This is a genomic window from Streptomyces sp. NPDC045022, from assembly GCF_056432605.1.
On sequence record NZ_JBWKIR010000021.1, the window covers coordinates 122641 to 135110 of the forward strand.

The 12470-nt window shown below is 70.0% G+C and carries 10 protein-coding genes and 1 pseudogene; 9 read left to right on the forward strand and 2 right to left on the reverse strand.

The window, feature by feature from the left end:
* Nucleotides 1–8: 8 nt before the first annotated feature.
* Nucleotides 9–1143 (reverse strand): annotated as a pseudogene (locus AC07C1_RS30280) (adenosine deaminase).
* A 90-nt stretch (nt 1144–1233) separates the two neighbouring features.
* On the opposite strand from AC07C1_RS30280, the gene AC07C1_RS30285 reads away from it, so the two are divergent.
* Entirely contained in the window at nt 1234–2142 is a 909-nt protein-coding gene (locus tag AC07C1_RS30285; RefSeq protein ID WP_478944109.1) for a DUF4190 domain-containing protein, read from the forward strand.
* A gap of 94 nt (nt 2143–2236) precedes the next feature.
* On the opposite strand, the gene AC07C1_RS30290 is transcribed toward AC07C1_RS30285, so the two are convergent.
* Nucleotides 2237–2800, reverse strand: coding sequence for an NADAR family protein (locus AC07C1_RS30290; protein ID WP_478944110.1), 564 nt, complete (start codon nt 2798–2800; stop codon nt 2237–2239).
* Between the two features lie 210 nt (nt 2801–3010).
* On the opposite strand from AC07C1_RS30290, the gene AC07C1_RS30295 reads away from it, so the two are divergent.
* The 8 genes from AC07C1_RS30295 (at nt 3011) to AC07C1_RS30330 (ending at nt 12470) form a co-directional block, all read left to right on the forward strand.
* The gene (locus AC07C1_RS30295; RefSeq protein WP_478944112.1) at nt 3011–4546 is read left to right on the forward strand and encodes a gamma-aminobutyraldehyde dehydrogenase; all 1536 of its coding nucleotides are present in this window, start codon (nt 3011–3013) and stop codon (nt 4544–4546) included.
* A gap of 67 nt (nt 4547–4613) precedes the next feature.
* Complete coding sequence (locus AC07C1_RS30300) at nt 4614–5861, forward strand: polyamine ABC transporter substrate-binding protein (RefSeq protein ID WP_478944113.1); 1248 nt, start codon at nt 4614–4616, stop codon at nt 5859–5861.
* The gene (locus tag AC07C1_RS30305) at nt 5858–7024 is read left to right on the forward strand and encodes an ABC transporter ATP-binding protein (RefSeq protein ID WP_478944115.1); all 1167 of its coding nucleotides are present in this window, start codon (nt 5858–5860) and stop codon (nt 7022–7024) included. Before AC07C1_RS30300 ends, AC07C1_RS30305 begins: the two co-directional genes overlap by 4 nt.
* Nucleotides 7025–7026: 2 nt before the next feature.
* Nucleotides 7027–7956, forward strand: a complete 930-nt coding sequence (locus AC07C1_RS30310; protein WP_478944117.1) for an ABC transporter permease — start codon at nt 7027–7029, stop codon at nt 7954–7956.
* Nucleotides 7956–8756 carry an ABC transporter permease gene (locus AC07C1_RS30315; RefSeq protein WP_478944119.1) on the forward strand — a complete coding sequence of 267 codons (801 nt, stop codon included), beginning with the start codon at nt 7956–7958 and terminating at the stop codon, nt 8754–8756. The genes AC07C1_RS30310 and AC07C1_RS30315 overlap by 1 nt, the downstream gene beginning before the upstream one ends.
* A gap of 22 nt (nt 8757–8778) precedes the next feature.
* Nucleotides 8779–10209, forward strand: coding sequence for an NAD(P)/FAD-dependent oxidoreductase (locus AC07C1_RS30320; protein ID WP_478944121.1), 1431 nt, complete (start codon nt 8779–8781; stop codon nt 10207–10209).
* 174 nt (nt 10210–10383) lie between these two features.
* The gene (locus AC07C1_RS30325) at nt 10384–10557 is read left to right on the forward strand and encodes a hypothetical protein (protein WP_478944148.1); all 174 of its coding nucleotides are present in this window, start codon (nt 10384–10386) and stop codon (nt 10555–10557) included.
* Nucleotides 10558–10643: 86 nt separating this feature from the next.
* Complete coding sequence (locus AC07C1_RS30330; RefSeq protein ID WP_478944122.1) at nt 10644–12470, forward strand: chitinase; 1827 nt, start codon at nt 10644–10646, stop codon at nt 12468–12470.

The following is a 12470-nucleotide window of genomic DNA, read 5'->3' on the forward strand; positions in this document are numbered from 1 at the left end:
GTGGTGTGTCAGACGGTGAGCCAGCCGGCGGTGTAGGCGTCGATCTCCGCCGCGATCCGCGCCTTGCCCCGCGCGTCCAGGAAAGACGCCTCGACGGCGTTCTTCGCGAGGTCGGCGAGGCCGCGCTCGTCCAGGTCCAGGAGGCGGGCGGCCACCGCGTACTCGTTGTTGAGGTCGGTGCCGAACATCGGCGGGTCGTCCGAGTTGATCGTGACCAGTACCCCGGCGCGCGTGAACTCCTTGACCGGGTGCTCGTCCAGGGTGCGGACCGCCCGGGTGGCGATGTTGGAGGTCGGGCAGACCTCCAGCGGAATGCGGTGATCGGCGAGGTGGGCGAGCAGCCTGGGGTCCTGCGCGGAGCTGGTGCCGTGCCCGATGCGCTCGGCCCGCAGCTCGTTCAGCGCGTCCCACACCGTCTCCGGGCCGGTCGTCTCGCCGGCGTGCGGGACGGAGTGCAGCCCGGCGGCGACGGCCCGGTCGAAGTACGGCTTGAACTGCGGCCGGGGCACGCCGACCTCGGGTCCGCCGAGTCCGAACGACACCAGGCCCTCCGGGCGGATCCGGTCGTCGGTGGCCAGCCGCGCGGTCTCCTCCGCGGCCTCGAGCCCGGCCTCGCCGGGAATGTCGAAGCACCAGCGCAGGACGGTCCCGAACTCGGCCTCGGCCGCCTTCCGGGCGTCCTCGATCGCGGCCATGAACGCCGACTCCTCGATCCCGCGCCGGGTGGAGGAGAAGGGGGTGATGGTCAGCTCGGCGTACCGCACCTGCTGGCGGGCCAGGTCACGGGCCACCTCGTAGGTGAGCAGCCGGACGTCCTCCGGGGTGCGGACGAGGTCGACGACCGACAGATACACCTCGACGAAATGCGCGAAGTCGGTGAACGTGAAGTAGTCGACCAGGGCCTCGGGGTCGGTGGGGACCTTGGAGTCGGGGTGGCGGGCGGCCAGTTCCGACACGATGCGGGGAGAGGCGGAGCCCACGTGGTGGACGTGCAGTTCGGCCTTGGGCAGTCCGGCGATGAAAGTCCGCAGATCGCGGTCGGCCGTGCCGGCGGCGGGTACGGAGCTGCTGTCGGTCATGGGGTCCTCCCCGGGACTGGCGCCCGCGGAGCGCGGTCCGAGGCGGGCGCGGTGATCGGCTGATCGATGACGCGGGATCATCGTAGGCCCCGGCCCCGCGCCGTCCCCAGCTGCCCGTAGCATGACAGGACGTCCAGCAGAGGGGTCTTCCAGCATGTCCGACGAGGTGCCGCAGTCCACGCCACCGGAGCAGACCAGCGGGGAAGCGCCGACGTCACCTCCAGTGTCCCTGGACAAGCAGACGGCGGACCCGGCGCCGGGCCCGGGTTCGGTCCAGGACGCCGCCCAGGTGCAGGACGCCGTCCCCGCCGCGGGCCGGCCGTACGCGCCGGTGCGGGACGCGATACCGGCGGCACAGCAGGACCCGGCGCAGCTCTCCGCCTCCGTCCACGACCAGCAGACGCTGACCTCGCTGCCGACGGCCCCGGCCGTGCCGGCGCCCTGGGCCAGTCCGGCCGACTCCATGGCGCCCCCGGCGAACCCGTTCGCGCCGCCGGCGAACCCGTTCGCGCCCCCGGCCGGCTCGCCTCCGGTGAACCCCTACGCCCCGCCCGCCGCCCCCGCGAACCCCTACGCCCCGCCGACTGCCCCGGCGGCCACCGGCAACCCCTTCGCCCCGCCGGCGCCGCCCGCCGCGCAGCACGGGGGAGCGGAACACGTGCCTCCGCCGCCCATCGCGCCCGACGGCCCGGGACAGGTGCCGTACGGATACCCGGGCGGCCCGTCGGTGTACGGCTACCCGGGGCAGCCGCAGCAGACATACAGCGGTCCGTACCCGGCCCCGAACGGCTACGGCTGGCCCGGTATGCAGCCGGCCCCGAGCGACGGCATGGGAACGGCTTCCCTGGTGCTGGGCATCCTGGCGTCGATCGGCTTCGTGCTGTGGCCGGTGGCCCTGATACTGGGCATCCTGGCGATCATCTTCGGCGCGATCGGCCGCGGAAAGGCCAACCGGGGCGAGGCCACCAACCCGGGCGTGGCCCTGGCCGGCCTCATCTGCGGAGCCGCCGGCATCGTTCTGGTACTCGGGCTGTTCGCCTTCGTGGTCGCATTCCACACCTGAGGCGGAACCGCGCGTCCGGCGGCCGAGCGCAAAGCGTCCACCGCCCAGGGGGCTGAGCCCATATCCTCAGGCCCCGCGCCCTGGGCCCATACCCTCAGGCCCCCGCGCCCGCCAGTCTTTCCCGGGCCTCCATCAGCGCGAAGCCCAGCAGGTTCGGGCCGCGCCAGCGCTCCGGGTCCGATGCCGCCTCGTCATCCGCGGCGAGGCCGATTCCCCAGACGCGGTCCACGGGGCTCGCCTCCACCAGCACCCGGTCACCGGTGCCCAGCAGGAACATGAGGAGGTCGTCGTCGGCCGCGAACTTGTGCACGCTGCCCTCGACCACGATCCCGAAGCGCTCCCGCTCCCATATCGCCTCGTCGAAGTCCCGGACCAGCCGCCCCGCCTTCTTCGCCTCCGCGGGATGCTCCGCGGCCAGTACCCGGCGCTCCGCCTCCGCGTCCCCGAACAGCCGGGCCTTCCGCGCCATCATCCAGTGCTCGGCCGTCGCGTACTCCACACCGCCCACCACGAACGGTGACGGCCACCACTGGCTCAGACAGCCGGCGCCGATCCTGCCGTCCGGTCGCGGCCGGTGCCCCCAGAAGTGGAGGTACCTGACCCGGGCCCCGGCCCGGACCTCCCTGATCAGGGCTTCCACCCCGTCGATCTTTCCCATGCACGCGAGTCTGGCACGCACCACTGACACTCCGTCCGCTCTTTTCCACCCTGACTCGACACCTGGTCGACAGATTCCGTCGCGTAACCAAAAGGCAACAACGGAATCCCTTGTTGCGGGCCTAGTGCTCTGTCAGGATCGGCACTCAAATCGAGCTGGAGCTACGCCCACCCGCCTCCGGGGCGGGGTGAAACGGCGGAGGAGAGCGACATGCACAACCCGGGCACCGCCACCCCGGAACGATTCCCCGCACAGGACCGATTCGCGGACGGCGCGCAGTTCATCGCCGGCCGTCTCACCAAGGGCACCTCGGGCCGTACCCACGCCGTGGTGGACCCCGCCACCGGTGCGGAGGTGTACACCTACGAGCTGGCCGGCACCGACGACGTCGACGCGGCCGTCGCCGCCGCCCGCGAGGCCTTCCCGGGCTGGGCCTCCACCACTCCCGGGGAGCGTTCGGACGCCCTGCACCGGTTCGCCGCCGTGCTCGCCGACCGCGCCGAGGAGTTCGCCCGCGCGGAGTCCCTGCAGTGCGGCAAGCCGCTGAAGCTCACGCGTGAGTTCGACGTGCCGGGGACCATCGACAACACCGCCTTCTTCGCCGGTGCCGCCCGGCATCTGCAGGGGCAGTCCGCCGGTGAGTACTCCGGCGACCACACCTCGTACATCCGGCGCGAGCCCATCGGTGTCGTCGGGTCCATCGCGCCCTGGAACTACCCGCTCCAGATGGCCGCCTGGAAGATCCTCCCGGCGATCGCCGCGGGCAACACCATCGTCCTGAAGCCGGCCGAGCTGACGCCGCTCACCTCGCTGCTCTTCGCCCAGGCCGCCACGGACGCCGGTATCCCGGACGGGGTCGTCAACATCGTCACCGGTACCGGCAAGGAGGCCGGCGAGCACCTGGTCGGCCACCCGGACGTGGCCATGACCTCCTTCACCGGGTCCACCCCCGTCGGCAGGCGCGTCGCCGAGATCGCCACCGCCACCGTCAAGCGTCTCCACCTGGAGCTGGGCGGCAAGGCCCCCTTCGTCGTCTTCGACGACGCCGATCTGGAGGCGGCCGTCCACGGCGCCGTCGCCGGCGCGCTCATCAACACCGGACAGGACTGCACGGCCGCCACGCGCGCGTACGTGCAGCGCCCGCTCTACGAGGCGTTCGTCGAGCAGACGGCCGCGCTGATGGAGACGGTGAGGCTCGGGGACCCCTTCGCCCCCGGCACCGACCTCGGGCCGCTCATCTCCCACGCCCAGCGGGACCGTGTCGCCGGCTTCGTGGACCGCGCGCGTGCCTACGCGCGCGTGGTCACCGGCGGCGAGGCACCGAAGGGAGACCTCGGGAACGGCGCCTACTACCGGCCCACCCTCGTCGCCGACGCGGCCCAGGACAGCGAGATCGTCCGGTCGGAGATCTTCGGCCCGGTACTGGTCGTACTGCCGTTCGACGGTGATGATGAAGGAATCCGGCTGGCCAACGACACCCCGTTCGGCCTCGCCGCCTCCGCGTGGAGCGGCAACGTCTACCGCGCGAACCGGGCCACCCGCGAGATCAAGGCGGGCTGCGTCTGGATCAACGACCACATCCCGATCATCAGCGAGATGCCGCACGGAGGCTACAAGTCATCCGGCTTCGGCAAGGACATGTCGGCGTACTCCTTCGAGGAGTACACGCAGGTCAAGCACGTAATGTTCGACAACACCGCGGTGGCCCGCAAGGACTGGCACCGCACCATCTTCGGGGACCGATAGAGCCGACGGAACGGCCGCCGAGCACCGGCCGGCCGCCACCCATCCCTCCCGAAAGGGCACCACGCGCATGGAGCAGTACGAGCCCGACCGCCTGACCCCGGCCCAAGCGGCCGCCATGCGGCGCAGCCTGCGCAACGGCCGGGCCGCCATGACCCGCCGCTCGCTGCTGCGGGCCTCCGCGGGCGGCGCGCTCGCGGTCGGCGGACTCGGGGCGCTGAGCGCCTGCGGCATCCCCGCGGCGGGCAGGACGCAGGGCGGCACGTCCGCCGAGGACCACTCGGCCGATGAGAAGAGCGTCTCCTTCTCCAACTGGACCGAGTACATCGACGTCGACGACAAGGGCAAGCGCCACCCGACGCTCGACGCCTTCCGCAGGCGGACCGGCATCACGGTCGACTACACCGAGGACATCAACGACAACAACGAGTTCTTCGGCAAGATCAAGCCGCAGCTCGCCGCGGGCCAGAACACCGGCCGCGACCTCATCGTCCTCACGGACTGGCTGGCCGCCCGGCTCATCCGCCTCGGGTGGGTCCAGAAACTGGATCCGTCCAACCTGCCGCACGCCTACACCAACCTCTCGCCCCAGTTCCGCAACCCGGACTGGGACCCCGGGCGGGCGTACTCGTACCCCTGGCAGGGCATCTCCACCGTCATCGCCTACAACAGGAAGGCGCTGGACGGCATCGAGGTGAAGTCGGTCTCCGACCTGCTCGACAACCCCAAGCTCAAGGGGCGCGTCGGCTTCCTGTCCGAGATGCGCGACTCGATCGGCATGACCCTGCTCGACATGGGCAAGGACCCGGCGAAGTTCACCGACGACGACTTCGACGCGGTGATCGCCCGCATCCAGAAGGCCGTCGACAAGGGGCAGATCCGCCGCTTCACCGGCAACGACTACACGGCCGACCTCACCAAGGGCGACTTCGCGGCCTGCATCGCCTGGGCGGGTGACGTGGTCCAGCTCAAGGCGGACAGCCCGGACGTGGACTTCGTCATCCCCGACAGCGGCTACATGACGTCGACCGACAACATGTGCATCCCCAACAAGGCGCGCCACAAGACCAACGCCGAGCGGCTCATCGACTTCTACTACGAGCCCGAGCAGGCGGCCGCGCTCGCCGCCTACATCAACTACGTGACTCCGGTCGACGGCGTGAAGCCCTACCTTGCGAAGATCGACAAGGATGCGGCGAACAATCCGCTGATCGTTCCCGACAAGGCCATGCAGGCGAGGTCCCATGCCTTCCGCTCCCTGAGCCAGAAGGAAGAGACGGCCTACGAAGAGAAGTTCGCGAAGCTCACAGGGGCGTGACGACGATGAAGACGACACCAGACAACAGCGGCGACGTCCGCCTCTCCGGAATCTCCAAGACCTACGGCGCCTTCACCGCCGTACACCCGCTGGACCTGACCGTGCCACAGGGCTCCTTCTTCGCCCTGCTCGGCGCCTCCGGCTGCGGCAAGACCACCACCCTGCGCATGATCGCAGGACTGGAGGAACCCTCCTCCGGGACCGTGCACCTCGGCGACCAGGACGTCACACACCTGCCGCCGTACAAACGGCCGGTCAACACGGTCTTCCAGTCCTACGCCCTCTTCCCGCACCTCGACATCTTCGAGAACGTCGCCTTCGGCCTGCGCCGGCGTGGCATCAAGAGCGTGAAGAAGCAGGTGGAGGAGATGCTGGAGCTGGTCCAGCTCGGCGAGCAGGCGCGCAAGAAGCCGCACCAGCTCTCCGGTGGCCAGCAGCAGCGTGTCGCCGTGGCCCGCGCGCTGATCAACCACCCGAAGGTGCTCCTCCTCGACGAGCCGCTCGGCGCCCTCGACCTCAAACTGCGCCGGCAGATGCAGCTGGAGCTGAAGCGCATCCAGACGGAGGTCGGCATCACCTTCGTCCATGTCACGCACGACCAGGAGGAGGCCATGACCATGGCCGACACGGTCGCCGTGATGAACGCGGGCCGCGTGGAACAGCTAGGCTCGCCCGCCGACCTCTACGAGAACCCGAACACCACCTTCGTCGCGAACTTCCTCGGCACCTCCAACCTCATCGAGGCCGAGGTCGACACGAAGAGCGGCGACGACATCGTGCTCAGGGCGGGCGGCGGCAAGCTCGTGCTGCCCGAGGCGCGATGTTCCGCCCCGACGACGGCCGGCGGCAAGGTGCTGGTCGGCATCCGCCCCGAGAAGATCTCCCTCACGCACGCCGACGACGCGGGGGCGATCCCGGAGGGCCGCAACCGCCTCACCGGCAAGATCGCCGACGCCAGCTTCATCGGTGTCTCGACGCAGTACGTCATCGACAGCCCGGTCTGCGACGAACTCGCGGTGTACGTGCAGAACGTCGAGCGCGACGGCCGTCTCGTCCCCGGCGCCGACGTCGTCCTGCACTGGAGTCCGGCCCACACCTTCGGCCTCGACGCGGCGCAGGACATCGACGCCGGCGTGGAGACCGTCGAGGAAGAGGCCGCGTAACCATGTCGACGCTCACCGAGGCGCCCCCGCCCCTCGCGCCCGCCGAACCCGCGAAGAAGCCAGCGCGCAAGCACGGCCGGTTCACCCCGTACTGGCTGCTGCTGCCCGGCATGCTGTGGCTGATCGTCTTCTTCGCGCTCCCGATGATCTACCAGGCCTCCACGTCCGTGCAGACGGGCTCCCTGGAGGAGGGCTACAAGGTCACCTGGCACCTCGCGACCTACTGGGACGCGCTCGCCGAGTACTGGCCGCAGTTCCTGCGCTCGGTGCTCTACGCGGCCGCCGCGACCCTGGGATGCCTGCTGCTGGGCTACCCGCTGGCCTACCTCATCGCCTTCCGTGCCGGCCGCTGGCGGAACCTGATCATGATCCTGGTGATCGCCCCCTTCTTCACCAGCTTCCTGATCCGCACCCTGGCCTGGAAGACGATCCTCGCGGACAACGGTCCGGTCGTGCACACCCTGAACTCGCTGCACATCCTGGACCTCACCAGCTGGCTCGGCTGGACGGCCGGCGACCGGGTCCTGGCCACACCCCTGGCCGTCGTCTGCGGCCTGACGTACAACTTCCTGCCGTTCATGATCCTGCCGCTGTACACCTCGCTGGAACGGATCGACGGGCGGCTGCACGAGGCGGCCGGCGACCTGTACGCCAAGCCGTGGACCACCTTCCGCAAGGTCACCTTCCCGCTGTCGATGCCGGGCGTGGTCTCGGGAACCCTGCTGACCTTCATCCCGGCGGCCGGTGACTACGTCAACGCCGAACTCCTCGGCTCCACCGACACCCGCATGATCGGCAACGTCATCCAGACACAGTTCCTGCGCATTCTGGACTACCCGACAGCGGCCGCTCTCTCCTTCATCCTCATGGCCGCGATCCTGGCCATGGTCACGGTCTACATCCGCCGCTCCGGGACGGAGGACCTGGTCTGATGCCCTTCGTCACCTGGCTCAAGCGTCGTCTGGTCGTCATCGCCGGCCTTTGCACGCTCGCCTATCTCCTCCTGCCGAACGTCATCGTCACGGTGTTCTCCTTCAACAAACCGAAGGGGCGCTTCAACTACGAATGGCAGCAGTTCTCCACGGCCGCCTGGAAGGACCCGTGCGGCGTCGCCGACATGTGCGGCTCGCTGTCCCTCAGCCTCCAGATCGCCGTGTGGGCGACGATCGGCGCCACGCTCCTCGGCACGATGATCGCCTTCGCGCTGGTCCGGTACCGCTTCCGCGCGCGCGGTGCCGTCAGCTCGCTGATCTTCCTGCCGATGGCGATGCCCGAGGTCGTCATGGCCGCCTCGCTGCTCACCCTGTTCCTCAACATGGGCGCGCCGCTGGGCTTCCTGACGATCCTGATCGCCCACATCATGTTCTGCCTCAGCTTCGTCGTCACCGCCGTCAAGGCCCGCGTGATGTCGATGGACCCGCGTCTCGAGGAGGCCGCCCGGGACCTGTACGCCGGCCCGGTGCAGACCTTCCTGCGGGTCACCCTGCCCATCGCGGCACCCGGAATCGCCGCGGGCGCGCTGCTCTCGTTCGCGCTCTCCTTCGACGATTTCATCATCACCAATTTCAACGCCGGTTCGACCGTCACGTTCCCCATGTTCGTGTGGGGTTCGGCGCAACGCGGAACACCCGTGCAGATCAACGTCATCGGTACGGCCATGTTCCTCCTCGCCGTGCTGTTCGTCCTGACCTCGATGGTCGTCACCAACCGCCGTAACAAGCAAAAGGCATAAGCCCCTGTAGGGAGTTGAAATCATGGCCCCGAGCGCCATGAGCCGTGGCAAAGACAACTGGATCGCCTCTCTCTCCGAAGCCCGGCCGGTCCCGTACTGGCTGGAAGACCCCGGCAAGCCACCCGCCGAGCCCGCTCTGACCGGCACCGAGACCTGCGACCTGCTGGTCGTCGGCGGCGGCTACAGCGGACTGTGGACCGCGCTCAACGCCAAGGAGCGCGACCCGCAGCGCGATGTGGTGCTGCTGGAAGGCCGCGAGGTGGGCTGGGCCGCCTCCGGCCGCAACGGCGGCTTCTGCGCCGCCTCCCTCACGCACGGCCTCCCCAACGGCCTCGCCCGCTGGCCGGACGAGATCCACAAGCTGGAGGAGCTGGGCCGGAGGAACCTCGACGGGATCGAGGCCGCGATCGCCCGGCACGGCATCGACTGCGACTTCGAGCGCACCGGTGAGATCGATGTCGCCACCGAGGCCTACCAGGCACAGGAACTTGGCGACTGGCACCGGGAGTTGACGGACAAGGGCCTCGCGGACGGCATCGAGTTCCTGGACGCCGACGCCGTGCGCGAGCAGGTGAACTCAGCCACCTTCGAGGCGGGCCTGTGGGACCGGCGGGGCGTGGCCATGCTCCACCCGGCGAAGCTGGCGTGGGGCCTGAAGCGGGCGTGCGTCGAGCTGGGCGTGCGGGTGTACGAGCACACGCCCGCGCTGACCCTGAAGCAGTACGGCGCCGGCATGGCCGTACGCACGCCGTACGGCGCGGTCCGCGCCCGCAAGGTCGCGCTCGGTACGAACGTCTTCCCGAGCCTGCTGCGGCGCGTGCGCTCGTACACCGTCCCGGTCTACGACTACGCGCTGATGACCGAGCCGCTCACGCCCGACCAGCTGGCGGAGATCGGCTGGAAGAACCGGCAGGGGCTGGGCGACAGCGCCAACCAGTTCCATTACTTCCGGCTGTCCGCCGACAACCGCATCCTGTGGGGCGGCTACGACGCGATCTATCCCTACGGCGGCCGGGTGCGCGCCGAGTACGACGACCGGCCGGAGACGTACGCCAAGCTCGCGGGCCACTTCTTCACCTGCTTCCCGCAGCTGGAGGGCGTCCGCTTCACCCATGCCTGGGGCGGTGCGATCGACACCTGCTCCCGGTTCTCGGCGTTCTTCGGCAGCGCCCACCAGGGGAGGGTCGCGTACGCGGCGGGCTACACCGGCCTCGGTGTCGGCGCGACCCGCTTCGGCGCGGACGTGATGCTGGACCTGCTGGACGGGGAGCGCACCGAGCGGACCGAGCTGGAGATGGTCCGCAGGAAACCGCTGCCGTTCCCGCCGGAGCCCTTCGCCTGGACGGGCATCGCCCTCACCAAGTGGTCACTGGCCCGCGCGGACGCGCACGGAGGCCGCCGCAATCTGTGGCTGCGGACGATGGACCGGCTGGGGCTGGGCTTCGACAGCTGAGCCGTCGCAGTGTGGTGACGCCGGGGCGGCCGGCCTCGCGATGTGACCCAGGTCACTCGACAAGGGGCGCGGAACCCGCGCGATGCCCCGAGAGCCTCCCTCTCTCCTCCTGACGCGACCGCGTCGCACGAGAGAGGGAGGCTTCCTGATGACTGGGGCGAAGGCGGCGGTCGAATGGCTGGCACCCGTGGCACCGGACCCCGGGGCCTGCCGCTGGGAATCGGAGCGCAGCCCCTCGGGGTCACCCCGCCGGACGGCTCGGGCACGCTGACCGATCCCGCGCTGCTGGAGCCGGCGACGCACGGGGCGGCGGCCGGGCCGGCAGCGGGCAGGGATGCGGACGGGTAGTGCCGGGACACCTTGACAAGGGGATTGGTCTGGACCAAGTTGAGTGCGCTCCGCCCCCTCCAAGTCGCCCATCTCCGGAGGCCCTTGTGGAACGCACCCGACGCGCTCACGGCACCAGACGCCCCAGATCCGCCCTCGTCCTGCTCACGGCCGCGCTGCTGGCCGTGCCCGGTATCACCGCGCTCTCGTCGGCCGCCCGCGCGGCCGACGCGGACGTGAGCCGCAACGGCGGTTTCGAGTCCGGCCTCACCGGCTGGACCTGCACGGCCGGTACGACGGTCGGCTCACCCGTGCACAGCGGGAGTTCCGCGCTGCAGGCCACCCCGGCGGGCAGCGACAACGCCCAGTGCGCGCAGACCGTGACCGTCCAGCCCGACTCCCAGTACACCCTGACCGGCTACGTCCGCGGCTCCTACGTCTACCTCGGCGCGAACGGCACCGGCACCACCGACGTCTCCGCCTGGACCCAGTCCGCCCCCGACTGGCAGAAGCTGAGCACCACCTTCCGTACCGGCGCCACGACCAGCAAGGTCACCATCTACACCCACGGCTGGTACGGCACCGGCGCCTACTACGCCGACGACATCTCCCTGGTCGGGCCGGGCGGCGGCGGTACCGGACAGCCGCCCGCCGCGCCCACCGGCCTGCGGACCACCGCCGTCACCTCGTCCTCCGTCGCCCTGTCCTGGTCGGCGGTCAGCGGCGCCACGAGCTACGCCGTATACCGCGACGGATCCAGGGTCCAGACGGTGAGCGGTACGTCGGCGACCGTCACCGGCCTCGCGGCCTCGACGGCGTACAGCTTCCAGGTCTCCGCGAGCAACGACGCCGGCGAGTCCGCGAAGTCCGCGGCCATGACGGCGACGACCGGCACCGGCACCGGCGGCGGCTCCACCGACCTGCCCGCCCACGCCCTCGTCGGCTACCTCCACGCGAGCTTCGCCAACGGCTCCGGCTACACCCGGTTCGCGGACGTCCCCGACAGCTGGGACGTCTTCGACCTGGCCTTCGGCGAGCCCACCTCGGCCACCTCCGGCGACATACGCTTCAACCGCTGCCCGGTCACCGAGTGCCCGAACGCCGAGAACGACGCCGACTTCAAGGCCGCGATCAAGGCCAAGCAGGCGGCGGGCAAGAAGGTGCTGATCTCGATCGGCGGTCAGAACGGGCAGGTCCAGCTGACCACGACGGCCGCGCGGGACACCTTCGTCTCCTCCGTCTCGAAGATCATCGACGAGTACGGCCTCGACGGCCTCGACATCGACTTCGAGGGCCACTCGCTGTCCCTGAACGCGAACGACACCGACTTCCGGAACCCCACGACGCCCGTGATCGTGAACCTCATCTCGGCGCTGAAGACCCTGAAGGCCAGGTACGGCGCGAAGTTCGTGCTGACGATGGCCCCGGAGACCTTCTTCGTGCAGAACGGCTACCAGTACTACGGCACCGGCAAGTGGGGCGGACAGGACCCGCGCTGCGGGGCGTACCTCCCGGTCATCCACGCCCTGCGCGACGACCTCACCCTGCTGCACGTCCAGGACTACAACTCCGGCCCGATCATGGGCCTGGACAACCAGTACCACTCCATGGGCGGCGCCGACTTCCACATCGCCATGACCGACATGCTCCTCACCGGCTTCCCGGTCGCGGGCGACGCGAGCAACGTCTTCCCGCCGCTGCGCCCCGACCAGGTGGCCATCGGCATGCCGGCGTCGACGAACGCGGGCAACGGCTATGTGGCACCGTCCGAGGTCACCAGGACCCTGGACTGCCTGACGAGGAAGACGAACTGCGGCTCGTACGCGACCCACGGGGCGTGGCCCGCCCTCCGCGGTCTGATGACCTGGTCGGTGAACTGGGACCGCTACTCGAACTGGGAGTTCCAGAAGAACTTCGACGCCTACTTCGGCTGA